The 26,849-nt window shown below is 50.5% G+C and carries 27 protein-coding genes; 21 read left to right on the plus strand and 6 right to left on the minus strand.

Annotated elements, in window-relative coordinates:
- Nucleotides 1-13: 13 nt before the first annotated feature.
- The 13 genes from ftsH (at nucleotide 14) to BQ7364_RS14970 (ending at nucleotide 12,517) form a co-directional block, all read left to right on the plus strand.
- Nucleotides 14-1,936, plus strand: a complete 1,923-nt coding sequence (gene ftsH / locus BQ7364_RS14905) for an ATP-dependent zinc metalloprotease FtsH (protein WP_072685443.1) — start codon at nucleotides 14-16, stop codon at nucleotides 1,934-1,936.
- Nucleotides 1,937-2,250: 314 nt separating this feature from the next.
- Nucleotides 2,251-2,532 carry a helix-turn-helix domain-containing protein gene (locus BQ7364_RS14910; RefSeq protein ID WP_072685444.1) on the plus strand — a complete coding sequence of 94 codons (282 nt, stop codon included), beginning with the start codon at nucleotides 2,251-2,253 and terminating at the stop codon, nucleotides 2,530-2,532.
- A gap of 64 nt (nucleotides 2,533-2,596) precedes the next feature.
- On the plus strand, nucleotides 2,597-3,442 hold the full coding sequence (locus BQ7364_RS14915) for a Nif3-like dinuclear metal center hexameric protein (RefSeq protein WP_072685445.1): 846 nt from the start codon (nucleotides 2,597-2,599) through the stop codon (nucleotides 3,440-3,442).
- Nucleotides 3,443-3,906: 464 nt separating this feature from the next.
- Complete coding sequence (locus BQ7364_RS14925) at nucleotides 3,907-5,013, plus strand: SIS domain-containing protein (protein ID WP_072685447.1); 1,107 nt, start codon at nucleotides 3,907-3,909, stop codon at nucleotides 5,011-5,013.
- Nucleotides 5,010-5,432, plus strand: coding sequence for a PTS sugar transporter subunit IIA (locus BQ7364_RS14930; RefSeq protein ID WP_072685448.1), 423 nt, complete (start codon nucleotides 5,010-5,012; stop codon nucleotides 5,430-5,432). The genes BQ7364_RS14925 and BQ7364_RS14930 overlap by 4 nt, the downstream gene beginning before the upstream one ends.
- 63 nt (nucleotides 5,433-5,495) lie before the next feature.
- Nucleotides 5,496-5,993 (plus strand): PTS sugar transporter subunit IIB, encoded by a 498-nt coding sequence (locus tag BQ7364_RS14935; RefSeq protein WP_072685449.1) that lies wholly within the window; start codon nucleotides 5,496-5,498, stop codon nucleotides 5,991-5,993.
- 25 nt (nucleotides 5,994-6,018) lie between these two features.
- On the plus strand, nucleotides 6,019-6,786 hold the full coding sequence (locus BQ7364_RS14940) for a PTS mannose/fructose/sorbose/N-acetylgalactosamine transporter subunit IIC (RefSeq protein WP_006057918.1): 768 nt from the start codon (nucleotides 6,019-6,021) through the stop codon (nucleotides 6,784-6,786).
- Nucleotides 6,767-7,609 carry a PTS system mannose/fructose/sorbose family transporter subunit IID gene (locus BQ7364_RS14945; protein ID WP_083538638.1) on the plus strand — a complete coding sequence of 281 codons (843 nt, stop codon included), beginning with the start codon at nucleotides 6,767-6,769 and terminating at the stop codon, nucleotides 7,607-7,609. The genes BQ7364_RS14940 and BQ7364_RS14945 overlap by 20 nt, the downstream gene beginning before the upstream one ends.
- Before the next feature lie 25 nt (nucleotides 7,610-7,634).
- A complete protein-coding gene (locus BQ7364_RS14950; RefSeq protein WP_006057916.1) occupies nucleotides 7,635-8,357 on the plus strand; it encodes an N-acetylmannosamine-6-phosphate 2-epimerase in 723 nt (240 codons plus the stop codon).
- Nucleotides 8,350-9,021 carry a hypothetical protein gene (locus BQ7364_RS14955; protein WP_072685450.1) on the plus strand — a complete coding sequence of 224 codons (672 nt, stop codon included), beginning with the start codon at nucleotides 8,350-8,352 and terminating at the stop codon, nucleotides 9,019-9,021. Before BQ7364_RS14950 ends, BQ7364_RS14955 begins: the two co-directional genes overlap by 8 nt.
- Nucleotides 9,022-9,726, plus strand: a complete 705-nt coding sequence (locus BQ7364_RS14960) for a GntR family transcriptional regulator (RefSeq protein WP_072685451.1) — start codon at nucleotides 9,022-9,024, stop codon at nucleotides 9,724-9,726.
- 12 nt (nucleotides 9,727-9,738) lie between these two features.
- A complete protein-coding gene (locus tag BQ7364_RS14965; protein WP_072685452.1) occupies nucleotides 9,739-10,827 on the plus strand; it encodes an SIS domain-containing protein in 1,089 nt (362 codons plus the stop codon).
- A 601-nt stretch (nucleotides 10,828-11,428) separates the two neighbouring features.
- The gene (locus BQ7364_RS14970; RefSeq protein ID WP_200798815.1) at nucleotides 11,429-12,517 is read left to right on the plus strand and encodes a Fic family protein; all 1,089 of its coding nucleotides are present in this window, start codon (nucleotides 11,429-11,431) and stop codon (nucleotides 12,515-12,517) included.
- Nucleotides 12,518-12,744: 227 nt separating this feature from the next.
- On the opposite strand, the gene BQ7364_RS14975 is transcribed toward BQ7364_RS14970, so the two are convergent.
- The 5 genes from BQ7364_RS14975 to BQ7364_RS14995 form a co-directional block, all read right to left on the minus strand.
- Nucleotides 12,745-13,728, minus strand: coding sequence for a PD-(D/E)XK nuclease family transposase (locus BQ7364_RS14975; RefSeq protein ID WP_072685454.1), 984 nt, complete (start codon nucleotides 13,726-13,728; stop codon nucleotides 12,745-12,747).
- Nucleotides 13,729-14,118: 390 nt separating this feature from the next.
- Nucleotides 14,119-14,943: a PTS system mannose/fructose/sorbose family transporter subunit IID gene (locus BQ7364_RS14980; RefSeq protein WP_072685455.1), complete on the minus strand. Its 825-nt coding sequence runs from the start codon at nucleotides 14,941-14,943 to the stop codon at nucleotides 14,119-14,121.
- Between the two features lie 2 nt (nucleotides 14,944-14,945).
- Nucleotides 14,946-15,686 (minus strand): PTS mannose/fructose/sorbose/N-acetylgalactosamine transporter subunit IIC, encoded by a 741-nt coding sequence (locus tag BQ7364_RS14985; protein ID WP_083538640.1) that lies wholly within the window; start codon nucleotides 15,684-15,686, stop codon nucleotides 14,946-14,948.
- A gap of 15 nt (nucleotides 15,687-15,701) precedes the next feature.
- Complete coding sequence (locus BQ7364_RS14990; RefSeq protein WP_072685456.1) at nucleotides 15,702-16,202, minus strand: PTS sugar transporter subunit IIB; 501 nt, start codon at nucleotides 16,200-16,202, stop codon at nucleotides 15,702-15,704.
- Between the two features lie 14 nt (nucleotides 16,203-16,216).
- The gene (locus BQ7364_RS14995; RefSeq protein WP_072685457.1) at nucleotides 16,217-16,615 is read right to left on the minus strand and encodes a PTS sugar transporter subunit IIA; all 399 of its coding nucleotides are present in this window, start codon (nucleotides 16,613-16,615) and stop codon (nucleotides 16,217-16,219) included.
- A gap of 343 nt (nucleotides 16,616-16,958) precedes the next feature.
- Between BQ7364_RS14995 and BQ7364_RS15000 the strand changes: the two genes are divergently transcribed.
- The 4 genes from BQ7364_RS15000 to BQ7364_RS15015 all read left to right on the plus strand — a co-directional run bounded on the left by BQ7364_RS15000 (nucleotide 16,959) and on the right by BQ7364_RS15015 (nucleotide 21,886).
- The gene (locus BQ7364_RS15000) at nucleotides 16,959-18,095 is read left to right on the plus strand and encodes an SIS domain-containing protein (protein WP_072685458.1); all 1,137 of its coding nucleotides are present in this window, start codon (nucleotides 16,959-16,961) and stop codon (nucleotides 18,093-18,095) included.
- Nucleotides 18,096-18,158: 63 nt separating this feature from the next.
- On the plus strand, nucleotides 18,159-18,929 hold the full coding sequence (locus tag BQ7364_RS15005) for a GntR family transcriptional regulator (protein WP_072685459.1): 771 nt from the start codon (nucleotides 18,159-18,161) through the stop codon (nucleotides 18,927-18,929).
- A 331-nt stretch (nucleotides 18,930-19,260) separates the two neighbouring features.
- Complete coding sequence (locus BQ7364_RS15010) at nucleotides 19,261-20,214, plus strand: Gfo/Idh/MocA family protein (protein WP_072685461.1); 954 nt, start codon at nucleotides 19,261-19,263, stop codon at nucleotides 20,212-20,214.
- Between the two features lie 184 nt (nucleotides 20,215-20,398).
- Nucleotides 20,399-21,886, plus strand: a complete 1,488-nt coding sequence (locus tag BQ7364_RS15015; RefSeq protein ID WP_072685462.1) for an MATE family efflux transporter — start codon at nucleotides 20,399-20,401, stop codon at nucleotides 21,884-21,886.
- Nucleotides 21,887-22,048: 162 nt separating this feature from the next.
- On the opposite strand, the gene BQ7364_RS15020 is transcribed toward BQ7364_RS15015, so the two are convergent.
- Complete coding sequence (locus tag BQ7364_RS15020; RefSeq protein WP_072685463.1) at nucleotides 22,049-22,627, minus strand: pyruvate kinase alpha/beta domain-containing protein; 579 nt, start codon at nucleotides 22,625-22,627, stop codon at nucleotides 22,049-22,051.
- 152 nt (nucleotides 22,628-22,779) lie between these two features.
- Here BQ7364_RS15020 and BQ7364_RS15025 point away from each other — a divergent pair, with 152 nt between their 5' ends.
- From BQ7364_RS15025 to BQ7364_RS15040, 4 genes are all read left to right on the plus strand, one after another.
- Entirely contained in the window at nucleotides 22,780-23,433 is a 654-nt protein-coding gene (locus BQ7364_RS15025; protein ID WP_072685464.1) for an HAD family hydrolase, read from the plus strand.
- 96 nt (nucleotides 23,434-23,529) lie between these two features.
- Entirely contained in the window at nucleotides 23,530-23,931 is a 402-nt protein-coding gene (locus BQ7364_RS15030) for a PTS sugar transporter subunit IIA (RefSeq protein WP_072685465.1), read from the plus strand.
- Between the two features lie 58 nt (nucleotides 23,932-23,989).
- On the plus strand, nucleotides 23,990-25,561 hold the full coding sequence (locus tag BQ7364_RS15035; protein ID WP_006057892.1) for a PTS system mannose/fructose/sorbose family transporter subunit IID: 1,572 nt from the start codon (nucleotides 23,990-23,992) through the stop codon (nucleotides 25,559-25,561).
- 182 nt (nucleotides 25,562-25,743) lie between these two features.
- Nucleotides 25,744-26,832, plus strand: a complete 1,089-nt coding sequence (locus BQ7364_RS15040; RefSeq protein ID WP_072685466.1) for an SIS domain-containing protein — start codon at nucleotides 25,744-25,746, stop codon at nucleotides 26,830-26,832.
- Nucleotides 26,833-26,849 lie beyond the last annotated feature (17 nt).

Below are 26,849 nucleotides of genomic sequence, written 5' to 3' on the forward strand. Positions count from 1 at the left end.
AAGGAGTGATACAATGCGTAATAATCGTTGGATCAATTTTGTTCCGTATCTGATTGTGATCCTGGCGCTGTTCAGTTTGATGAACATGAATACCGGGACTGCGACACAGAATCTGACCTACAACGAGTTTCAAAAGTTAGTTGAAGAACAGAAAGTCACCGAAAGCGCAGTGACGGTCGGCGACAATGTGATTAAAATCAAGGGTGTTTTTGAACAGGACGGCAAGAAGGTCGGCTTTACCGCTTCTGTGCCGCGCTCGGAAACCGAAGTCGACGCGCTGATGAGCGCGCTGGAAGCTGCCGACGTCAAGGTCAGCGACATGAACGAATCGAATCTGTTTTTAGATACGATCTTATCGTTGATTCCGTTTGTGATTTTCGGTGCGATGGCGTTTTTCCTGATTTCCAAGATGAACGGCGGCGGCAATAACAAGGCCTTTGAATTCTCAAAATCCCGGGCCCGGCTGGAAGGCAACATCAAGGTTCGCTTTGACGACGTCGCCGGGTGCGATGAAGAAAAACAGGAAATGGCGGAAATTATCGACTACCTGAAATCGCCGAAGAAGTTTGCCAAGATGGGCGCGCGGATTCCGAAGGGCATCCTGATGGTCGGCTCGCCAGGTACTGGTAAAACATTATTGGCGAAGGCGGTTGCGGGTGAAGCAGACGTTCCGTTCTATTCGATTTCCGGCTCGGATTTCGTTGAAATGTTCGTCGGCGTCGGCGCGAGCCGTGTCCGCGACATGTTTAAAAAAGCGCAGCAGACAGCCCCGTGTATGATCTTCATTGATGAAATCGATGCGGTCGGCCGCCAGCGCGGCGCGGGTTTAGGCGGCGGTCATGATGAACGGGAACAGACATTAAACCAGCTGTTAGTCGAGATGGACGGCATTACGGACAATGCCGGTATCGTCGTGATTGCGGCGACCAACCGGCCCGACGTCCTCGATCCGGCGCTGTTGCGGCCGGGCCGTTTTGACCGTCAGATTACCGTTTCTCTGCCGGATCGCAGAGGCCGTAAGGCCATTCTGGAAGTCCATGCCCGCAACAAGAAGCTGGCTCCGGAAATTGATCTGGACGCTTTAGCGAAGCGGACGCCGGGCTTTTCCGGCGCGGATCTGGAAAACGTGCTGAACGAGGCCGCGATTCTGGCGGTGCGGGAAAACAGCGATCTGATCCACATGCACAATCTGGACGAAGCGATTGACCGCGTCATGATGGGCCCGGCCAAAAAGTCCAGAAAATATGATGAAAAATCCAAGAAACTGGTGGCTTACCATGAATCCGGCCATGCGATCGTCGGCCTGAATCTGGAAAACTCCAATATTGTTCAGAAAGTAACGATCATTCCGCGCGGCACCGCCGGGGGCTACAACCTGATGACGCCGAAGGAAGAAAAGATCATGAACACGAAGAACGACCTGATGTCGGCGATCACCGGCTACATGGGCGGCCGCGTCGCGGAAGAAGTGTTCTTTGACGATATCACAACCGGTGCGGTGAACGATATCGAGCAGGCGACGAAGATGGCGCGGGATATGGTCACGCTGTACGGCATGAGCGATCTCGGCCCGGTTCAGTATGATCATGGTCAGCAGAACGTCTTTTTGGGCCGCGATTACAACTCGGCGAGCAACGTATCCGGACAGGTTGCGTTTGAAATTGATCAGGAGATTCGCAAGATCATCGACCAGTGCCATGATGAAGCCAAGAAGATTATTCTGGAGCACAGAGATGAACTGATCAAAATCGCGGAAGCGCTGATTGAAAATGAAACGCTGACTGCCGAACAGATTGATAAGATCATTAAAGGCGAACCGTTTTTGGATCTGCCGACACCGGAGATGAAAGCGGCAGCTGCCACGGAATCGGCGGAATCTGCGTCCACGATTGCGGAAACGCCGGAAAATTCACGTCCGGAAGCGGAAGCTGAATAAGTTAACAAAAGGTGGTCTATGCGGCCATCTTTTCTTGTTTGCAAAGGATGAGCGTATGATCTGTTATACAGCGGATCGTTTTGAAATGATTCTGGCTTAGGGGAAGAGGATCATATTCCAGATTTGGAATACAGAACAAGGCTGCCGAAGCGTTGGAATCGAAGCAAGTTGGAAATCAGGTATGGTTTATTGGACCGGGAATCGATTATAATTAAGAAGTTCAGAGTTTATTGCAACCTTCTCAAATTGACAATAACCTGAAAAAACAGAATAAACGATGGACATGCAGGCTATGAAGTAAGGCAGGAATAACTATGGAATACAATCAAATTTTAGCGAAACGGATACAGGAACTATGCAGGCTTAAACACATCTCAGTGGAGATTTTGGGGAAAAAAGCGAAGATTAACGAGCGGACGTTGACGCGGATCGTAGAGGGAATGTATAAAAATCCAGGTATGGCAACAATTTTCCGCATTGCCTGTGCTTTTGATATGACTTTGGCGGAATTTCTGGATTTCCCTGAAATCAATGATTATGAATTTTCCGAATCCGGATGCGCCTCTTTGTCGAAGCCGAAGGATTCCGAGGGATAAAACGGGCGATTCAGGCATAGAAAAAGCCGGAAAAAGGGGTTACAATACAAACAGGAGGTTTGTTATGAAAATTAGTGAAGTCATACAGAAAATGAAACAGTATCATCGCGGAATCGCCAATGGCAAACCGATTGACGACGCGGTAACCCGGGATCAGATCCTTTACGGAAATCCGGATCAGGAATGTACCGGCATCGTGACGACGTGTTATGCTTCAGTCGACGTCATCCGCAAGGCCAGCGCCAGCGGCGCCAATCTGATCATCAGTCATGAAGCGCTGTTCTGGAATCACGGCGATCATACCGACTGGCTGGACGAAGCTCGGAATAAAACCTTTCTGGCAAAAAAGCAGCTGCTGGATGAAACCGGCATCGTCGTCTGGCGGGATCATGATTATATCCATTCCGGGATTCCGATGAACGGCGGCTATGTAGACGGGATTTTTCATGGCGTTATGGTCACTTTAGGCTGGGAAAAATATTTATGCTGCGATCCGGTCCGCCCGATGGTTTTTGAGATACCGGAAACGCCGGTTAAGGAAATTGGACGCCTGATCATGGAGAAATTCCATCTGACCGGATTGAAAATGCTGGGAAACACCGAGGCGAAGGTCAGGAAAGTCGCGATTGCCAGTCACATCCTGGGCGGCGACAACGATATGATCACCCGGATTGATCAGGAAAATATCGACTTGTTGATCTCGATGGAACTGATCGATTTTACCGTCAGCGAATACATCCGCGACAGTGCGATGCTGGGGATGCCGAAAGCGATTCTGGCAGTCGGCCATTTTAATACGGAGGAACCGGGAATGGAATACATGGTCAGCTATATCCCAAAAGCGCTGGGCGAAGCCGTTCCGTGCCGTTATATCCAGTCCGGCGATATGTATGAATTCATGACTGCTTAAACGATGGCATAATTTTCTTAAGGGGCAAAGGTGTTCAGATGCCGCCGGATAAGCTTAAACAGAAGGAATCAAAGTCAGTTGTTAAACGACAGCTGGCTTTTTTTATTGTATCGAAGATCAGTTTTCTGATCCCCATTGCTCTGAAAAATTCCTGCGTCAAAACAACGGGGGAACTGAATGTAAAAAATATAAGAGATAAAAATATAGTCATATTATTGAATGATTATACATATATAGTGCTAGGCGTAAGGCGAGAGAGAGGGCGAAAGACAAAGAGAGAAAGCGAAAATAAATAACATAATAAAGCAATAAATGATTACAAAGTCACTGATTTACGATGCTTTCATTCCAACTCAAAAAGAAAATCCTACAAAAATCTACAAATTTATCTTGACGTAAGCGTATTCACGAAATATATTATGTATATACAATAAACAAAAACATGATTATACAGGAGGAGAAAAATGGAAAAACCGACGATGGCTGGATATATTCTGGATCAAGGCCGGGCACTTCGTCAGTCGTTTGCCGAAAGAGCCTGTTTCGTCAATCCGATGATTGAATTGTTCCTGAATCAAGATATCCGGAAAGTTTATTTTCTGGGTTCAGGAACAAGCTATCATGCGGCGCTGAGCTTTAAGAACTGGTTTGAAAAATACCTGAAGGTGGAAGCGGAAGTCGTGATTCCGACGGTATTTACGAATTATACGCAGATCAATAACAATGAGATCTATCAGCCGCATCAGATTCTGGTCGTCGGCATCAGTCAGTCAGGCACCAGCGTTTCCACGGTGGAGGCGATGCGCAAAGCTAAAAATGCGGGCTACTTTACCGTTGCGCTGACGGAAGCGTTGTCCAGCCTGATCACCCGCGAGGTCGACGTCGTCGTGCCGTTAACCTGCGGCAAGGAAGAAATCCCGATCGAAACCCGAGGCTACATCATCACGCTGCTGACCGGTTATCTGTGGGCTGTTGAAATTGCCTCGGCGCTGGGACAGCTGGAGAAAGCGCAAAGCGAGCAGAAACTGCAGGAAGCGGAAACGATGCTCGAGCATTTCGATGCGTTGATCGAAGAAGTCCAGCAATGGATCGACCGCAATCAGCCGGAGCTGCTGGACATGAAAAAGGGGCATATCGCCGCTTATGGAACAAATTATCCAACCGCGCTGGAAGGCGTTCTGAAAATGTATGAAACCTTCCACAAGCCGCTGAGCGCCTATGAATTGGAGGAACTGATCCACGGGCCGCAGATGGCGTTCGACGATCAAACCTACCTGTATTTCATCGCAAGCAATGAAGTTGAACGCACGCGGATTCCACTGTTTCTGGACTGGATCCGGGAGAATGAAGTGACCGAGCACGTCTTTGTCTTTTATGCCGATCAACAAGCAACAAATCCGAAGGATCTGCATTTCCGCAGTCCGATCGCGCCCGACTTGAGTCCGCTGGCCTTCGTTGTTCCCTTCCAGCTGATGGCGGCCCGTAATTGTGAGGAAATCGGCTACGACACCAGCGTCTATCCGCCGAAACGCCGGGCGTTCGCTCATAAGAAACCGGAGGAACAAGCATGAATCAATTTCTGATCGCCACTCATTCCACGCTCGCCGAAGGGCTGGCCAACGCGATTCATTTCTTCAACAGCGACGCCGCTAACATTCATTATATCAACGCCTATGTCGAGGATAATGAATTTGAAAAAGCACTGCGTGCCAAGCTGGCGGCAATGGAACCGGGCAACCTTGTCATTCTGACCGACCTGGCCGGAGGCAGCGTGAATCAGATCGCTGCGAAGCTGATGCGGGAAATCCCGTTTGTGCTGGTCACAGGCGTCAACTTTCCGTTAGTGCTGGAAATGGTTTATCAGAGCGAAGACATTACACCGGAGCTGGCCGCGCAGATCGTCGAGTGTGCAAGAGCGGAAATGATGTGCATGAACACGCTGAACGCTGAAGCTGAAGAAGCAGATCTAACCGAGGACGACGAGCTGTAAACAAAATCATTGAGGTAATGACCTGAACTGAATCAGGCGTTATAAAAAGGAAAGGAGGATTTTATGATTATTTTAGTCAGAGCGGACGACCGGTTAATTCACGGCATGGTGGCTGTGTCCTGGACTTCCGCGATCAAGCCGGAAACGATTCTGGTAGCCAACGACGAAGCGGCAGGGGACAGCTTTAAGGCCGCGACGATGAAACTGGCCAAACCGGCGGGCGTCAAACTGATCATCAAGACCCGCGATGATTCGATCAAGGCGCTGAACAATCCGATCAACGACCGGAAAAAAATATTCCTGGTCACGGAAACCGTCGAGGATGCCTGCTACATCTGGGAACGCGTCAAGGGGATCGCCAAGCTCAACATCGGCACGGCCGGCGTCAACAAGAAGCCGGGCGAAGACTACATTCCGACGCTGCCGCAGGTCTTCATGACGCAGAAGGAATTTGAATGCGCCAAGAAAATGGCCGACGCCGGTGTGGAAGTCTTTGCGCAGATCACACCGTCTCAGGACCGCATGAACTTCAAAGACATTGAAAAAATATTTGCCAAATAAAAAATTATAAGGAGGGCAAAAACTTATGCTTCAGGGATTCTTAGTCGCGCTCGTCGCAACCTTGATCTACATGGAAAGCCGCATCGGCGGTCAGCACATGCTGGACCGGCCAATTCTCATCGGCCCGATCGTCGGCCTGATCATGGGGGATTTCACCATGGGCCTGATCATCGGCGGTAATCTGGAACTGGTCTGGATGGGCTTAGTCGGTATCGGAACATCCACGCCGCCGGATGTCGTTGTCGGCAGTGCGCTGGCCACTGCGCTGGCAATCAAAACCGGCGCTTCCTACGAAACCACGCTGGCCCTGGCGATTCCAATCGCACTGCTGGCCCAGGTCGGTTCCATCGGCGTCTGCATCCTCAACACCACCTTCGCGCACCGCGCTGACAAATGCGCCGACAAGGGCGACTGGAAGGGCGTTGAAATGTCCAACTGGATGGGCAGCGCGCTGTACTTCGTCTTCAAATTCACGATGATTTTCTTAGGCTTCTTGATCGGCGGCGACGTCATCACGGCGATCGTCAACAACATTCCGGCCGTTATCCAGTCCGGTTTGGCTCAGTCCGGCAACCTGCTTCCGGCGTTAGGAATCGCGATGTTGATTCAGCTGACCTTTGACAAGAAGTTCGCGGCGTTCTTATTCCTGGGCTTCGCTTTAGTCGCTTTCTTCAACGTCAGCACGATTGCCGCAGCGGTGATCGGCGTAATCTGCGCTTATGTTTACTACCAGTTCGCTCCGAGCGGCAAGTCCGGCTCCATGAGCGCCAGCGATGAAAGTGAGGAACTGTAAGATGACGATCGGCATGAAGAAATTAAGCTCGAAAACCTTAAAGAAAGTTTATAATCGTCACTATCAATTATTGGGATGCTTCAACTATGAACGCCAGATGTCGACAGGCTACGCCTGGACGATGATGCCCGCTATCCGCGAGCTGTACGGCGAAGATGAAGCGAAGATGAAGGCCGGCGTCAAACGCCACCTGGAATTCTTCAACTGCGCGACCACACCGAGTCCATTTATCATCGGGATCACCTGCGCGATGGAGGAACAGTGCGCCAGCGCCCCGGACGGCGAATTTGACGTCGCTTCGATCAACTCCGTCAAGGCAGCTCTGATGGGACCGTTAGCCGGCATCGGTGACAGCTTCTTCTGGGGTACCTTCCGCGTCATCGGCGTCGGCGTTGGCGCGCCGTTAGCGGTCGCCGGCAACATCTTAGGTCCGATCCTGTATTTCCTGATCAACTTTATTCCATCGGAAATCGTCCGCCGCGTCGGCTTCAAAATCGGTTATGAAGGCGGCAGCGAATTCCTGACCCGGATTTCCGAAGACGGCACACTGAATAAGCTGACGGAAGCTGCCCGCATCATGGGCCTGGTCGTTATCGGCGCGATGATGGCTTCAATGGTCAACGTCAATCTGGTTACGGTGCTGAATATCAACGGCGCGCAGGTTGTCCTGCAGGAGATCTTTGACGCGATCTGCCCGAAGATTCTGCCGCTGGGTCTGACCTTCGCGTGCTACTGGGGCTTACAGAAACGCTATTCCGGTACGGTCATCATGATCGCCCTGCTGGTTCTGGGTGTCCTGGCTGTCGCTTTGGGTCTGTTGTAGTCGAATGAAACAGGGGTGAAACGGAATGAAAAAACAAGAAGTGCTGGAAAGTCTGAAAGACGGCTTAATCGTTTCCTGCCAGGCGGTGCCGGAGGAACCTCATTATATGGAAGGCATCACCGTTAAATTCGCGGAGTGCGCGGCCTGGGCAGGAGCGAAAGGCATTCGCGCGAATTCCCCGGAGGATATCCGGGCGATCAAGGCGCAGGTCGATCTGCCGGTCATCGGGATCTGGAAAATTAACCGCAATGTGAAGGACGTTTATTTAACGCCGAATCTGGAAGCGGCGAAAGCGGTCTGGGAAGCCGGCGCGGAGATCATCGCCGTGCAGGCGACGCATCACTACCGCGACGATGGCAAGCTGGCGTATGAAACGATCCGGGAAATCAAGGAAAACATTCCGGAGGCGTTGATCTTCGCCGATGTCAGCACCGCGGAGGACGCGCGGATCGCCGCGGAAATGGGGGCGGATTTCGTCGCTCCGACTTTAGCCGGGTATACGAAAGCCGGCGCCTTCGACAAGCTGGAAATCAAGGACGCTCCGGATTATATTCTGCTTCGGGATATCGTCGATGCCGTCAAAGGCACCGGCGCCCGCGTTATCATGGAGGGCAAGGTCGCCACACCGGAGATCGCGGTCCAGTGCCTGTATATGGGGGCTTACGCCGTCGTTGTCGGCAACGCGATTACGCGTCCGCACATCACGGCCAAACGGTTTGCCCGGGCGCTGAACCGGTTCCATGACTAATCCGATCCTCTGGATCACGCTGCTGTGTTTGTTCGGCAGCGTGATCTATAAAAAATGGGTGAGCGAGAAAGCGCTGCGGAAGCTGTATACATTCAAAATGAAACAGGATACGGACAGCTTTTTCAAACTGCTCGATTCCCCTTACTGCCGATTTAATTTTTCCAAGGTGTCGCTGTTGATGATGAAGCTGAACTATTTTATTGATCTGCAGGATCATGATCAGGTTCGCGCGACCTACGCGCAGTTCGCTTCGCTGAAGATGAATGCGGATGAAAAGATCGCGCTTGATTCCCGGATGTTCGGCTACGCCCTGCAATTTCGCGACCGCGCGCTGGCCGAGACCTGCCGCGACCAGCTGATGCCGTTGTTAAATGGGAAAAAGGGGCAGAAAGCGGAACTGATCCGCGGGGAAGTGGAACAGCTCGACCGTATTTACATCCAGAAAGACACCACGTTAATCCAGGAGCTGACCGAGGCGCTGCCGGAATGTGAAAACGACGAAATCAAGTCGCTGATCGCCTTCCGTCTGGCTAAACTTTACCATTATAAAAACCAGCCGGAACAGGTAGAGATTTACCTGAACCAGGCAATGAGGTATACTAATAATGATAAGAATAGAAAGTCGCTGATGGCGATGATCAGCGATCCCTCGGAGCTGGATTAAATGAATAAATATGAACAAATAATTAATTACTACCGTCAACAGATCGTCGATAAAGTGCTCAAGCCGGGCGATCAACTACCTAACGAAATTGAAATTGCGCAGGCGTTTAAGGTTTCGCGCATGACCGCGAACAAGGCCCTGAACATTCTGGCCCAGGAAGGCTGTATCCGCCGGGTCAAAGGACAGGGGAGCTTTGTCGACAACCAACAGATCGTCAAGGCGATCGGCAACCTGACGAGTTTTACCGACGACATCACGAAGATGGGGCAGAAGCCGGGCGCGATTCTGATCGAATATCGGATCGAGCGGGCGGATAAACTGCCGAAGCTGATGGAAAAAATGAAGCTGAGTCCGGACGATGCGATTCATTATATCGTGCGCATCCGCACGGCGGATGAAACGCCGATCGCGATCAGCTATACCTATCTGTCGCAGAAATACATGTCGAGCGTGGATCTGCGGAAGATCGAAGGCTCGGTCTATCAGATCATGCAGGAAAACGGGGCGCAGTTTAAGTACAGCGACGGCGAGATGACGGCGATGATGCCGACGGAAGAAGAAAAGCGGTTGTTGAAAATCAAGGATGTGGCGTTATTGCGCAACATCACCTGGATGTACGACCAGGACGATGATCTGATCGAATACACGGAGATGCTGTATATCGGTTCCCGTTATAACTATTACTACCGGACAGTCAATCAATAAGGAGGCTAATTCATGACGGAAAAAAACTGGGATATGTACCAGTATATCCTGGAATCCAAGCCGGCGGTGCGCAACATCGTCGAGCACCAGGATGAAATATTCAAAGAAGCGCTGGATTACTGTGCAGACGGCACGATCGAACAGATCTATGTCGTCGGCTCAGGCACATCCTATCACGGCGCGCTGGCTTGTAAAAAGCTGCTTGAGGATGTGCTGAAGGTTAAGGTCTTTGCCAGCTATCCGATGCAGTTTAAGGACAATGAATTGATTCTGAACCCGCATACGCTGGTCATTGGAATTTCCCAGGCCGGCCGCAGTTCTTCCACGATCGCGGCGCTGGATAAAGCGCGGAAACTGGGCTTAAAGACGATCGTCGTTACCGGCGAGGCCGGCAAGCCGGTCAGCGATCATGCGGACGTCACGATATTGCTGGCAATCGGCATGGAATATGCCGGCCCGAAGACCAAGGGGTATATCGGCACGATGGCGACGATTATGCTTCTGGGCATGAAGCTGGCGGTGCGTTTAGGCCGGATTTCAGAAGAAGAGAAAACGCGGTTAACGGAACAGATGGTGAAAACCTGCGACAACATTCCGGAGATTGCGGAACAGGCGAGCCAGTGGTATCTGCGCAATAAGGAAGATCTGCTTCCTTGCCGCCGGATGATTCTGGTGGGCTATGAAAGCTGTATTTCGGCCATGATGGAAGGCACGCTGAAAATTCTGGAAGCGGTGCGTTACAGCGTCGTCGGCTACGAGCAGGAAGAATTCATGCACGGCGTATATCATTCGATTCACGAAGACACGATGATGGTTTATCTGGCTTGCCCGGGACAGTATTTTGAACGCTGTCTGCGGATGCGGGATTACTTCGCCCGCGAGCGGCATAACCCGAACTATGTGATCACTTCGGAGGCTTCCCAGGCTGAGGATCCGCATAATTTCGTTTACCCGTTTGTTAATGATCCGTATTTCGCAACGATGGAGTATATTGTGCCGCTGCAGGTGCTGGCGAGAAAATTATCGCTGGATCTGGGCATAGACTGCAACGTTGCCAGCGATCCGGATTTCCACAAAAAGATGGGCAGCTATACTTACTAGATCGTTTTCCTCCCTTTCCTCGAATCTAGGAAGTGAAATGCTGCGGCTGCCGGAGGATCATTCTCGGCAGAAAATTCAATTAGAAAGCGTTGTCTCTGATGGCAGCGTTTTTCATTTCTATTAGGAAAGTGCATGGCAGAGGAAAGGAAAAAAATAAAACTCCCTAAAATTATAATTTGCTAAAGCGTTTTAAAGGGATGGAAATTAATCATTTCCATGCCGCACTGAAAAGAAAGAGAGGCAGGATTATTCAGTTTTAGAAACTTTCTGCAGGACACTCCCAGGAAGCATCAGAGAGTCACAGCGAATACAATAAGCGGAAAAACATAAAATTTTGCTCGCAGTAAACCGATCACAAACTTTTTCCGCAATGTTAAGATCATAATCCTAGTCTTCAATCCAGCTTTGAGCAATGACGGGCCGGCCTGCATAACGGATGATGGAACCACGCCATCTAGAGTGGTTTTATCAGAGGAAGGCGGACAATAGACATAAAAGCCGTCGGAATAATCACGGTAACATCGATTTTTTACGTATTGCATATCTTTTGAAATAATATATGCAGAAAAAAAGTGTAACTGTTTGAATTACTGCATATAATATGGTAAATTTATATGCAGAAAAGAATGGAGACTATGGAATGAGGATATTTGATTATTCCTTTTTAAACAATGGTTTGCTGCCTGCAAACCTTATCAACCTGACATCCAGCATTGCATCGCTGAAAACCATGGCGGGTATGCGGAAGGAGGAGTACACGCGGATTTTTACGGAACTGGAGGCCATTGCCAAGGTCCAGTCGGTCAAAAGCTCCAACGCCATCGAGGGTATTGTCACCAGTGATGAGCGTATCAACGCGATTGTTAATCAAAACAGTGCTCCTTTGAATCATAACGAAGCGGAGATTGCCGGGTACAGGGATGCGTTGAATACCATCCATCTGGGATACGATCATATGGACTTTCGGCAGAGTGATATTTTACGGCTTCATGAAATGTTGATGTCCATTGCCGGATATGAGTACGGCGGTCAATATAAGACCGATGACAACGTGATTTTGGAAGTGGATGCCCAGGGCCAGCGGCGGGTACGTTTTCGTCCCACGCCTGCGGCAGAAACATCCCAGGCGATGGAGCAGTTGGAGCTGGCTTATCTGGAGGCAAGAAATGACGCCAATATCAATCAGCTTCTTCTTATTCCCTGTGTGATTTTGGATTTTCTATGTATCCACCCGTTCAGGGATGGTAATGGAAGAATGTCCCGGTTACTTTCCCTGCTTTTGCTTTATAAAAACGGATATGACGCTGGAAAGTATGTTTCTTTCGAGGAGCAGATCAACAACTATAAAGCTTATTACTACGAAGCTCTGCGTCAATCTTCAGAGGGCTGGGAAAACAACGAGAACAGTTATTTTCCTTTTATAGAAAACTTTCTTTCTACGCTGTATATGTGCTATAAGGAACTGGACAAGCGGTTTGCTGTTGTGCATGGTAAGAAAATCACGAAGAAGGCCCGTGTGGAGGCAACCGTGCTAAACAGCCTTACGCCCATTTCCAAAGCTGAGATTTGCCGCATCCTGCCGGATGTCAGCCCCACTACGGTGGAGGCTGTGCTGGGGGCTATGGTGAAAAGCGGAAGTATTAAACGGATCGGGCAGGCTCGGAGTGCGCGATATATTAAGGCAGAATAATAAAGAGTGTCTTAAACTTGGGTCGAATATAAGAATACAATTTCGATTTATGAAGTTTTACATTTAATAATTTTACGACAAGAGGGTGAGTATTGGAATTTTAAGAAGGAAGGGTACACTTCAGTCAGCTGTATAAAGGGCTGACTTTTTTTCTTTATCAGGCTCATGGTAGACTACGCCGGCTGCTCTGAATTCGTTGTACTATGCCGCAAATGGATCATAACGAATTAGTCAGAATAAATATATTCGGGTGATATATCAATTTTCCAGGTTTTCAATACCTGGGCGGTAATCTGTTTGATTGACCAGTCAGGGTGATTTCGAATTATTGTCAGGATACATCGAATGAGTTCTCCATCCTCATCTAAATCGTCTGCGATTTCTATGGCGGATAATCCTTTCTTTGCCTTTTTCATAACGGAACCGATGAGTTTGATGAGTCTTCCTTCTGCCAACGCTTCTTTCCGCATGTCGCATTTCCATTGATTCATTTCCAGCTCAAGGCCTATTTCTCTTGTTTCTTGAATGTAAGCCAACACTTCCGGACTCCATGTTGCCATTTTTAACACCGCCCTTTCACAGTTTTTATCTATATCAATGATCTGATGGATCAGTTCTTTTTTTGCGGGATCTTCCGCATATTGGAAAACAAGCGCCCAACGCTCACGGACAGTTAATTTTCCAACAGGTTTATTTTCAAATAAGAAGCATCTGCCTACATTCAATATACTCAGATGAAGCATACTTGTCAAGCTTTGCTCAAAAGGAACGTCATCGTCAGGCCAATCTGCGACTAATATCAGCCAGGCAGGCTTTAACTGATCAAAAGACTTTCCGCGCAGCTCTTGTGCATTGAACAAACGCGTCAAATAATAGGCGATCCGTCTTTCCTGATCCCGGGCATTTCCATACCGCTGGAACTCCATATCGAATAATAGCGTGTTATTGATGATTCCATGAACATCATAGCGGATAGTTTTATCCGCGGGAAAGCGTGCGATCATTTCGCCGGAATGCAGCTGAATGTCCGACATCGGATATTCCGGACGCATCGCCTGCAGAAAGCCCAATGGCGTCCAGGGGTCGGCAGGATCATTAAAAACAAATTTTGAAACCATGTCATCCATCAACGAAAATCGTCGCGCTTTCTGGTTTTTATCAGGTGTAACCGCATCTTCAGTATTCTTTTCAGGAAGTTTAAGTTTATCCATCCATATCATCTCCATTAAGAATATTGCGGTTTTTTTGAAAAAGCCTCTCTGAAATATAAAAAACACATAATTTTACATAATCTTCTGTTTGATGAATCCTTTATCATTACAGCAGCATCGTTAGCAACAGGTCCCAGGATAAAGTCAAATGTTTCTCCCGCATAGTTGCCTGATCTGTTATCTGATACGAATAAAAATAGTATATCCTAATTTCAGAAACCCTCAATAAAATACTAAGATCAACTGAATATCCCACACATGATTTGTTCTTAATATCAATAGTTTATGCTCATCTAAACCTATATCGAATAGGATACTTTATTCTTACTTCTATATATGAAAAAGCAGGCGATCTCTCAGCCTGCTTATCCTGAAACTATCTTTGCCAGCTTATCCCATTGGGAAGAAACCGACCGCCGTTAATAAAATGCCTAAGCCTAACAGAAGGAATAACAGCTTGTTGACGCTGACGCCTTTCTGGATGTAATGATAAACAACGACGGATAAGATCAACGGCAGTAAATTCGGCATGATGCTGTTGAGAACATCCGCCAGAATGAACGAACCGCCGCCCATGTTCAGCTCCAGGGAAACCGGCACCGCGACGATCGCCGGCACCAGTCCGCCGATGACGACCAGACCCAAAATCTTTGCGGCCTCCGTCACTTTTTCAAGAGTGCCGTCAGCCTGGATTTTCGCCAGGAATTCCCGGCCACCCTGATACCCCAGCTTAAAGCCATAGACACGGGTCAAGGTTGACGGCAGTAAATTTAACAACAGATACAGCACGACCCCGAGCAGATTGCCGGCCGCAGCCAGCGGAGCGCCGATCCCGCAGGCGATTACCCGGAACGTTCCCCAGAAGAAGCTGTCGCCGATCCCGGCTAGCGGTCCCATCAAAGCGATCTTGACGGAGCTGATCGACTGCGGATCAAACGTACCTTCCGGGGCGTTGGCGTATTCCTCTTCCATCGCGCAGGTGATGCCCAGACAGAACGGTACGAAAGCGCAGGTCGTATTAAACATGACGTTGTGACGGATCAGGGCTTCTTTCAGATCTTCCGGATCCGGATAGAGTTTCTGCAGCGCCGGAAGCAGGGCGCGCATGTAGGAAATCCCCTGCTGCTTATCGTAGGTATAACACCCCAGCGCCTGATAGGAACGCCAGAATACCTTATTCAGTTCCTTTTTTGATAATTGAACCGGATTTGTCATGATTAGTCGTCCTCCTCTGCTCTCGGTTTAAATTGATAATAGATGTATGCGCAGACCAGTCCAGTGAGTGCGACGCCCATCGTGCCCATTCCCAGATAGGTTGGAAGCAGGAAGCCCAGCGCAAAGAAGCCGGCATATTTCCAATCGAACGTAAATTTCAGCAGAATGCCGATGCCGATCGCAGGCAGGAGCTTGCTAGCGTTGGTCAGACCGTAGCGGACGACGCCTGGAATGGAATCAATGACCGCCTGGATCGCGACGGATCCGGCCATAAAGCCCAGGGCGATAACGACAAAGTAGACGATGAAATAAATGATGCCTCCGCCGATGCCGGTCCACCAGATCATCTTGGTATCACAGTTTTCCACCGCTTTGTTCGTCAAGGAAGACAGAACGGCAGAGTTCACCGACGAGATAAACGTATTCATAACGCTGGCCAGCAGCGCGACCGGGATCGCCAGCGCGACGCCTTCCTCGACGGTCAGACCACTGGTGATGACCAGCGCCGAGGCCAGCACGCTGCCGCTGACAACCTCTGTCGGTGCAGCGCCGATCTGAACGACGCCGGCCCAGATCAACTCCAGCGTGCCGCCGATGATGACACCTTGCTTTAAATCTCCTAACAAAAGTCCGACGAGCGTACACAGCCAGATCGGCCGCGCGATCATCTGCTGCCCAAACCAGGATTGTTCGATCCGTCCGTAACCCGCGACAAGACCGACGAGAATAGCTTGTAAAATCATACCCTTTTCTCCTTCTTATTCAAATTTTTGAGCGAAATCCGTAAAATCAACGGCCGGCATTTGCGGAGTGATCTGCGCGAACACCTCGACGCCCCGATCATGAATGCGTTTCAGACATGCGAATTCTTCCGGGGAGGCAAAGACGCCGTCGCTGATCTCCACTTTTCCTTCGGTTACCCGACCCTTTGTGCCGTCGACTTCAGGGCCGACATTGACGCGGCGAATCTCCGGACATTGGCTGACGAGCGCTTCCGCGTCGGCGATTGTGCCGACCGTGATAAAGATTTTCTTCGCTTTGTATTTCGGTCCATTCAAGCGGTCAACCGCCTTGGCCAGCGTCCAGACGTACATGTCCACATTGGCCGGCTTGGCCAGCTTTAACGTCATTGTGTGAAAACTGTCGTTGGCTGCCGCATCGTTGGCAACCACTAAAACGTTCGGCTTGAGTTCCCCGACCCAGGTTACGGCGACCATGCCGTGAACCAGCCGTCCGTCGACGCGCAATAAACTGATCATATTGATTTTCCTTTCTAGTCGTCCTCTTCCCCGCAATGAAGCAACAAGTCGTTCATGTAACAGGTTTGACGGCAGGCATTGGCGATGATTTCTTTTAACTGCGACGCATCCAGATCGGTTTCCGTGAAAGCACATTCCAGAATCATCGCTAAATTCATGCCGGTGATCAGATGAAAGGCATGATCCCGCAGGTTTTTGAAAAAGATCTGATTGACGGAACCGCCGTACAGATCGGTAAAGACAATGCAGTTTTGGCCGGCGCATTGCTGCAGGATCTGTTCAGCCTTGGCCTCAAAGCCGGTTTCCTGAACGGTTTGTTCAAGAATGATGATGTTTCGGGCGCCGAAAAATTCCAGCGTTTCCTTCATGCCCGACGCAAGCCGGCCATGGGCGGCGATGATAATTTGATTCATTCGATGTTTTTTCCCCCTTTCAATGGATGAAACTGGATGAGAGCTGCCTGATTTAAACTCAGTATAATCTATAAATATATATTTGTAAATATAAAACTTGTAAAAATATATATTAAAAATTATAGTAACAAATGATTACATCCTAATATATGACAGATTTGTATGATTTCACGCATATTCCTGACAAAAAACCGCAGAATATCCTGAATCCTTGGAGAACACAAATTATTTTCAAGAAAGAAATTTATATCAAATATATATTTACTGTTGATTTTTGAACGGTATGTGGTATATTTGGGATGAGCTGCCCGGTGATTCAAGAAAAAGGAGAACAGAATAAAGCATGGAAAAAGAAAAACTCTCAATGATCGGTCATATTCAGGATACACCCCGGGTTTTAAAGAAGGCCTACGCTACCCGCAATGAATATATGACCCGCTTTGTTGACGCTTTTGTCGAGCATGATTTTAAGAAAGTCTATTTCCTGGGGTCCGGTACTTCCAATCATGTTTCGATGGTTATTAAAAATCTCTTTGTCGAGCTGCTGCACGTTGAAGGCGTTGCCTGCGCACCGACGTTGTTTACCTATCATGAGAATCCGAATCCGTCCGGAATTTTTAAGAAAGAAGAAATCTGCGTCATCGGCTTTTCACAGCACGGCGACAGTATCTCAACCTGTGAAGCGGTAAAAAAAGCTGCGGAGGACGGGTATTTCACCATTGCGGTGACCGAACAATTAAACAGTGTGCTGGAAGAATTGGCTGACGTATACTGTCATTTAGTCTGCGAAGAAGAAGAAATCGGTCCGGAAACGCGCGGTTATACGGAAACCATCTTCCAGTTTTACATCCAGGCCATTGAGATCGCGCGGCGTAAAAAACTGATTGATCAAGCCTATTATCAGCAGTTGGATGAAGCGGCTAAGGCGTTGGCCGACAACCTGGAAATAGTTGTCAATGAGTCGATCGACTGGTATAATCGTAATAAAGAAGAATTTTATCAAATGACAAAATCCTCTATCGCAGGCTATGGTCTGAACTATCCAACGGCGCTGGAATCACGCCTGAAATTCTTTGAAACGTATTCCCGGCCGTGTACCGGTTATGAAATGGAAGAACAGATGCATGGACCGATGCGGGCTTACAATCAGGATAACTATATCTTTATGATCGCTTCCGAGGGCCGGAAAGAACTGGAACGCTTGAAGGAGTTAGTTCCGTATTATAAAGACGTCTTTACAGAGCATGTATTTGTGGTCACCTGTGAGGAGGATGTGGCAAGTTCAGAAAGAGATCTGAAATTCTCAGTGAAAACGACGGATCTGCTTTCGCCGATTCTCTATGTGATTCCTTTTCAGGTGCTTTCAGCTCTGATCTGCGAAGACACGGGAATCGACACGAAGGTCAGTCCGGTCAAAAAGCGTTACGTCTCGTCGCATTATCCAAGCCTCAGACATGGAAATGTGGAAGAAACGAAATAAACAGAACACGGCAATTCTGAGAACAAAAGAATTGCCGAAAGTTTGAAAAGCAGGGGGTAAAACATGCCGAAACTTCCAAAATATGTGGAAATCGTGAATTACTTTAAAGAGAAAATCGAAAGTGGAGAGATTGCTAACGATGAACCGTTTCCGCCGGAAAGCGAGATCTGCGCCAGGTTTTCCACCAGTCATATGACGGTTTCCCGGGCCATGAACGAATTAGCCGTGCATGGGTTTATCAAACGGATAAAAGGCAAGGGCACGTTCGCAGATGACAAATTCAAGGCGAAGATCAAAAAAAGCTCGGTGCGGACTGAAAGCATTACGGATATGATCCGCAACGCCGGTTTGGAACCGTCGGCTGAATTGATTAAATATGGAATTATCAAAGGTAAGGAAGCTCCGGACATCGCTGCTCTGCTGCATGTAGCGGAGGACGACTTTCTGCATTTCTTCATCCGGACGCGTTTCGGCAACGGCAGTCTGATCTGTATTTCGTATTCCTATATTTCGCAGAATATTCTGCCGACGATGGATATTAAACGGCTGGAAGGTTCGCTGAACCAGTACATCGAAGAATTGGGGATTGAGCGGTCCTATGGGTATATGGAACTGGGTGCCTGTCTGCCAAGCGCGGAACAGGCCAAACTGATCGGCTCCAATCATGTTCCTCTGCTTCGTCAGACGATCCTGTGGAATGTCAACGACGAACCTTTTGAATTAACAACCCACTATTTTGTTGGAGATAAGTTTACGATCACGCAGGACAAGATCACGGCGCGGCCAACACAAACGACGCTGTCGGATCACGCGCGGGAACCGCTGGTCAAGTAAGGACTTTCCGGCAGAGCAGTCGGATCTGAATGGATTGTTCTTCCTCCATTCTGCTTCGAACAAAAAAATGTAAAAAGAAGGGACGCTCTCATCGAAGGAGTGTCCCTTTGGCGCTCTTCCGGCTTCCGCACAATTCGGGTAAACAGAACACTTTTGAAATCGGAAGTTCCATAACAAAGGCGGAGAGGGCTTGGACATCAATAAGAAATTCAATACAGTCCATGATCAGGAAAAATAGAAAACCGTAAGAAATCCGTTATAAAAATTCACAATTCTTCGCTTTTTCTTTTCCCCAGGCAGGCGTATAGTGGTGTCAAAGGAGTGTGAAGTTATGCGATTTGGAATATTAGGTTATGGTGGGATCGCGCAGCGATTCGTTCATGACAGCGCCCAGGTTGAAGAAGCGGAGATCACATGGATTGCTTCTCAGACCCCAGCCAAGCGGGAAGCGGCGGCCGCGGCAGTGCCCGGCGCACGGATTGCCGACAACTATCAAGCCTGTCTGGCCAGTCCTGAGGTTGACTGCGTTTACATTGCACTGCCGCATGCGCAGCATAAAGCGATGACGCTGGCGGCGCTGGCGCAGCATAAACATGTCCTGGTGGAGAAACCCGCCGCATTTACCAGCGCGGACTGGGATCAGCTGTGCGCGGAAGCGAAACGTCAGGATTGCTTCTTAATGGAAGCGCTGAAGACGCCGTTTTACCCGACCAGCGCGATCGTCAAAAATCTGATCGAAGACGGGGCTATCGGTCAAGTGACCGGCGCCGATGTCAATTACTGTTACGATTTAAAAGGCCAGACAAAACCGGGCTGGTACATCCTGGATCCCCTTCAGGGCGGCGCGCTGTACGACATCGGCAGCTATCTTTATTATTTCGTGTTGGATTTGTTTCCGGACCTGACGCCGACTTTGAACGTGACGGCCCAGCTGCGCGATCACATCGACGTTCACTTCCAATGCGAACTGACGACGGCCAGTGGCGCGCGCATTCTGACCGAAGGCGCGATCGACCGTGAACGTCCGCGCGAAGCCGTGATCCGGGGAACAGAAGGCACGCTGCGGATTCCTTACTATTACCGGGCGGAGGAAATCATTCTGGAAAACGCCCAGGGAACGCAGATGATCCGGCCGACAATTCAGTATACCGATCTGGCGGGGGAGATTGCGGAAGTCTGCCGCTGTGTTGGCAACGGCTGGCGGGAAAGCCCGCTCTATCCACAAGCCAAGACCCGGGAAGTGCTGGCGCTGATGGAAGCGATCCGCAGCCAGTTTCCCCATTGAAATCATGGGAATCAACGTGTGCGAAGACCTTCGTTTCTAATCCGCAAACAATAAAATCTTCTGTTGATTCAGCCCAGAGGAGAAAGAAAACTTCACCAGAAATGGTGATTTTTTTCAGCTTCTGACGCTGAACTGGACTTTCTATACTAAAGGAAGAATGAAAGTCAGAGCGGAGGGGAAAGGGATGGAGAAGTATCAGGAATCAATGAAACACTTTTACCGGCAGGCCCTGTATCTCTGTCTGGCGATGATCGCGCAGCAGCTGATTCTCAACCTGATCACGATTATCGACAACGTGATGGTCGGCCGGTACGGCGATCTCTTCGTTTCATCGGCTGCGATTGTCAACCGCCTGTTTACGGTGCCGAGCAGTTTCCTCAACGGCATTCTGGCGGGCGGGGTTGTGTTTCTCGCCCAATATGCCGGAATTGATCAGCCGCAGCGGATGGTTCAGACGTTCCGCTTTTCTCTGACATCTTCGATCGCGCTGTTGTTTCCGTTTATCCTGGCTGGCCTTGCCTTCCCGCAAACGCTGGTCCGGCTGTTTTCCTCCGATCCGGCGCTGGAAGGCCCGGCGGCGGTCTATCTTCAGCTGCTGGCGCTGTCGATGATTCCTTATGTGCTGTCGCAGGCGATTGCCAATGCGATGCGGGCGATCGGACAGGTGCGCCTTCCGCTGTGGGGCAGCTGCGCCGCCGTCATCGTTAAGATTTTGGCGAATCTGATTTTGCTGGAAGAGATCCCTGGCGGCATGTTGGGGGCGGGTCTGGCGATGCTGCTGTGCCGGTGTGCGGAAGCGCTGATCATGATGGTCCTGATGAAACGCTCGCGGTGCGTCTATGCGCAGGCGTGGAAGACGACGCCGAAAATGCCGCGTTCGCTGGCAATTCAGATTGGAAAAACGATGCTTCCGATCGGATTGAACGAATTATTCTATGGCTTGGGGTTGGCGATGTTATTTAAAGGCTACTCGTCGTTCAGTACGCCGATGACGGCCGGATATGCCATTGCGATGACCTACTATGAGCTGTTCCGGGTGCTTTTTCCCGCGGCCGGCACGGTGCTGACCATTCTGGTCGGTCCGGTTCTGGGGCAGGGAAAGAAAGCGGAGGCCAGGGAGGTTGTGCGGCGTGTGTTCAAACTGGCGCTGGGACTTTCCATCGCGTTTGGAATCCTGATTGATCTCTGCCGCTGGACAATCCCGCTGATCTACACAGGTTCTGCGCTTTCGCTGCGGACGGCGGATCAGCTAATGCAGATCATGGCACTGTTATTCCCGCTGGCGACCGGACATTTTCTTGTGTATTTCGTCTTCCGCAGCGGCGGGGACAGCCGGTCGATCTATCTGATTGATTCGCTGTTCATGTGGATCGTTCCGATTCCCTTGTTGATCGGATTGACGAGGGGAACCGACTTGCCGCTGACTGCGGTTTACTTTCTGGTTGAAATCAGTTATGTACTGAAATGTCTGTTAGCGCTGGGTTTGTTGAAAAAGGAACGATGGCTTAACAATCTGACCCAGCCGGAGGTTTCGCCAAAAGAGCTGTCGGCTTTGAAGCGGGAAATTGAAAACCGCAGCCCGGCAGTACCACAGACAAACCGGATCGAAGCGTTTGCGGAAAACCCGGATGCTCCAACTTTGAAAATCCCGCATTCCGGATCGAATAGTTAACTATAAATAAAAAAGAATTCAGTTTTGACGGTTCATTGTCGTCAAAAGACTGAATTCTTTTTCTGTGATCTGATCGGGCGAACTTTTACTTTGCTGCGCTGTCCGGCTGGCGGATAAAGTGATTTTCCGCTTCATTCTGAATCCTGTTTTTTCAGTGCGCGATTAAGACTCAGAGTCCGGCATCAGTGCGGGCTTGCAGAGAATCTCATGGATCCGGGTGGTGAGGATGGAGGCCGAATAGCCCGGCGTGATCACGACGGCGGTATCCGCTCCGCTTGCGGTTCCGCCCAAAGCTACGACCGGTTTTCCCCATTCGATCGCGTCGGCGTCCAGCGCCATCACCGCGCATTCAAAACAGACCTTGACGCCCTGTCCCAAAGTCCGCAGTGTGGCGGCCATGATTTCCAGCGGATAAATCCCGCTGAACTGACGGCTCAGTCCCCGTTCCCCACTGCTTAACGCGTGGCCGGCGGTGACGATTACGACGCCCTGAGCTTCCAGTTCACGTTTGGTTTTTGCGTCCATCCGGTTGAGACCGCGAGCTTGCACGTCGGTGACGGAACGGACGTCGATCAGTTTTCCGGTAAATCCCTGTTTTCGGGCTTCGGCGATGACGATTTTGGCGGTCGCGCCGGAGGATGAGGCGAAGACGAGATCGGTATTCAGCTGTTTGACTTTGCGGATGCCCTCGGCCACCGCCGCGTTGGTGTTGTGAGGTCCGGGTTGAGCAAATAAAAGCATGATTGATCGCTCCCTTCTGTTTCTATTATAGCGGATTGCCGCACAGAAATCAGGGGGAACGCTGCACTAAGCTTGGTGATCTTTTTCCGTTTTTGTTCCAAAGCACAATCTTCCTATAATAAATCCGCAGGAACACAGAAAGGAGGTTGAAGATGGAGAAAATCGTCATCTTTGATATGGACGGCGTGCTCGTCGATACCGAACCGGTTTATTACAAACGGCTTGAAGATTTTCTGATCAGCCGGGGTTATGCGTTTCCCCGCGCGGTGCTCGACCGGCTTGTCGGCGAAAGCAGCCGCAAAACATTTTCGATTCTAAAACAGGCGGATCCAGCATTTTATGATAGTGAGGAAACCTATCGCCGCGATTACCGGGCGTACCATCAGGGGCAGCGGATCGCGTACCGCGAGCTGGCGAATCCTCACGTACATCAAACGCTGAATCAGCTGAAAAACTCCGGCTGGCGCCTGGCTCTGGCGTCCAGCTCGCCGCGCGCCAACATCGAACAAGTGCTCCGGGAGCTCGCGATCCTGCCCTTGTTTGAAGTGATCGCCAGCGGCAATGATTTCCGGGAAAGCAAGCCGAATCCGGAAATCTATCTGCACGTCGCCGCCCAGCTTCAGGCCAAGCCCCAACAATGCACCGTGATTGAAGATTCCACCTACGGCATTCAGGCTGCCATCCGCGCCGGCATGCGCGTGCTGGCCAAGCGCGACCAGCGGTATGGATTTGATCAATCCCCGGCGCACGCCTTGTTTGACGATCTGGCGGAAATTCCGGCGCTGCTTCACGCCCCGGACGGCTGATGCACTGCACTAGAATTAGTGAAATTAATTGAGTAGTTAATGATTACAAAGCTTTCTATAATGGCATTGAAAAGGACGAATGGAAAGAGGAATAATGTGAAATATCTGATCGCGAGTCATGGCGAATACGCCGCCGGACTGACCAGCGCGGTGTGCCGGCTGGCAGGCGAAAATCCGGACGTGACAGCCCTGTGTGCCTATACCGACGAAACGCCTCTGGAAACCCGCATGCAGAAGATCATGGAGGGCCACGAAGCGGAAACCTGGATTATCATGACCGACCTGCTGGGCGGCAGCGTCAATCAATACATGATGCGCAGCCTGCTGAAGCCCAACTGCCACATCCTCGCCGGGGTCAATCTCGAATTGATTCTCAACGTGCTGAAACTGGAAGAAACAGACGATCTGGCCGCTGATCTGCAGCGCTGCGTCAGCGAAGCGCAGAGCCGGATCTGTTATGTTAATTCATTTATTCAAAAGAAAGGAAGCGAGAGCTGAAAACAAACCGACAGGCCCACCGCATCACAGACCAAGGTTAAGAAAGGGGTAAACACTTATGTTACTAAACGCACTGCTTCTGTCGTTGATCTATCTCGTGTCGAGAACCGATATGATCAACGGTTACATGATGCTGACCAAACCGATCGTTCTCGGACCGCTGGTCGGCCTGGTTTTGGGGGATCTGCAAGCCGGAATTCTGATCGGCGCCACGCTGGAGCTGGCCTTCATCGGCGTCATGAACATCGGTATTTCGGTATCCATGGACGTTTCCATCGCAACGATCGTCGGCGGCGGGCTGGCGATTCTGTCCGGTCAGGACGCGGCGTTCGCGCTGACCATCGCAATTCCGACCGGCATTCTGTTCAATATGTTAAAAACGTTCATCCGCGTCGTCATGCAGTACTGGATCGTCGAGATGCAGAAAGCCTGCGAAATCGGCGATTACAAGAAGGTGGAACGGTATCACTGGCTGACCTGGTGGCTGTTCAGTCTGATCATGATGATTCTGGTCTTCGCGTCCATCTATTTAGGCACCGGCGCAGTTCAGGCGGTCGTCGATTTCATTCCGCAGTGGATCTACAACGGCTTGAAGGTCGGCACGTCGATCTTGCCGGCACTGGGCTTCGCGATGCTGCTGAATATGATCTGGACCCGCGAAATCGGCGCGTTCTACTTCATCGGCTTCGTGCTGTCAGCCTTCCTGGGCATGACCAACACGGGCGTCGCGATCCTGGGCGCAGCCTTCGCGGTGATCGCCTTCTTCTTCATCAAGTCGGAGGACAAGGAAGCGGCGGAAGAGGAAGTCACGGACGAAAAGCGCGAAACCAAGCGTCTGAGCCGCAAGGCGTTAATGGGCGTGTACTGGCGCGCACATACGCTGGAAGCTTCGTTCAACTATCAGAATTATCAGGGCTCGGGTTATTGCTACGCGATGATTCCGGCGTTAAAAGAACTCTATCCGGATAAGAAGGATCTGGCGATGGCGCTCAGCCGTCACTATGAATTCTTCAACACGACGCCGCAGGTATCGACACTGATCTTCGGTATCTCCTGCGCGATGGAAGAAGAAATCTCGAGCAATCCGGATCTGGCTCCGGCTTCGGTCAACGCTGTCAAAGCAGCGCTGATGGGACCGCTGGCCGGCATCGGCGATTCGCTGTTCCAGGGCACCTTCCGCGTCATCGCGGCCGGCGTCGCGGCGCAGTTAGGCTTACAGGGCAACGTGCTGGCGCCTTTCGTCTTCATTCTGCTCTACAACGCACCGCATTTCCTGGCCCGCTGGTATCTGATGTGGAAGTCGTATGATTTCGGAAGCAAGTTTATCAACAAGATCTACAAGTCGAACATCATGGACAAGCTGACGCTGTGCTTCGGCATCCTGGGCCTGATGGTGATCGGCGCGATGACGATGTCGATGGTTTCGGTTTCGACGCCGTTAGTCATTCAGTTTGGCCAGATGGAACCGTTAGCGCTGCAGTCGCTGTTTGATGAAATTCTGCCGGGCCTGCTGCCGCTGTGCATTACGTGGGCGACCGCCTGGCTGTTAAAGAAGCAGGTCAACATGCTGCACATCATGATCGGCATGTTCATTCTGGGCATCGTCTGCAACGTCATCGGCATTCTCTAATCGTAGTCTTCAAACGGCTTATGTCTCCCTGTCCGTGGACTGAAGCGTCCATTTTGGGTCAAGTTTAGCGCGTTTTAAAGCGGCAGGGCAGGCAGACCGCATTGCACAAGGAGGGGAACAAGGCTTTTGCGAAGGGCCTTGCTTCCTCTTTTCCATGAAAAACATAAGGAGGAATTGTCGAAATGGAAACGATGATGGGTTATATTGAAGAAAGCGCGGCGCAGTGCCGCCGCAACATCGAACAAGCTTCACAGCTGGTACAGCCGGCCGTCGATCTGTATACGAAAAAGGAGTACAACCGGATCCTGATCATCGCCTCCGGATCTTCCTACAACGGCTCCTGTCTGGCAAAATACTTTGTCGAAAAGGTCCTCAAGGTCAGAACGGAAGTCGTCACTTCGTTTACCTTTAATCATTATGAAACGATCTTTGATGAAAAGACGTTTGTCTTCGGCGCGGGGCAGAGCGGCCGTTCGACCAACACCAACGACGCCCTGCAGAAAGCCCGCGATCATGGCCTGACGGCGATCGGCCTGACCGGCAATGTCGAGAGCGTCATGAAGGAGCATTGCGATCTGTGTCTGAACTGGGGCATGGGGATTGAAAAGATCGGTTTTGTCACCAAGGGCGTCGTCACGCTCGGCTTATACTACATGTTGTTCGCGATTGAGGCGGGCAAGGCCAAGGGCCTGATCAGCGCGGAAGAAGCCGCCGGATATTATGAACAGCTGAAGCAGGCCTGTGACACGATGGATCAGACGGTGGAAAAAGCAAAACTCTGGTATGCCGCCAATGAAGCAGAGCTGACCGACCTCAAGCGCGTGCAGATTCTGGGCTATGGCCCGAATCACGCCGTTGCACTGGAAGGGGCGTTGAAGATCGCGGAGACGACCGGCCATGCCGCGACCGCTTATGAGATGGAGGAATTCCTGCATGGACCATCGATTGAGACCAACGCTGAGCGCACGGTGATCATCGTCGATTCGCTGGGACAGCCGAGCGACCGCGCGGTCAAAATGTACGAAAGCGTCCATGAGCTCACCTCCCGCGTCTATCTGATCACCAACCGCAAGATCGACGATCCGAAAGTGCTGACGATCAATCATCATCTCGACGAACATTTCAGCGTCCTGTTCAACGTCATCCCATTCCAGGTGATCTCCGCGATGGGCCGCGACAAATGGGTCAATCCGCTGGACGAAGCCCGCAAACGGATGAACGACATCATGGGCTCCAAAGCGCCGAAAACCGGCAACGAAGTCGGCTTGTAAAAAACAAGGAGGAACAA

Origin of the sequence: Holdemania sp. Marseille-P2844, assembly GCF_900120005.1 — a bacterium.
Lineage (GTDB): Bacteria > Bacillota_I > Bacilli_A > Erysipelotrichales > Erysipelotrichaceae > Holdemania.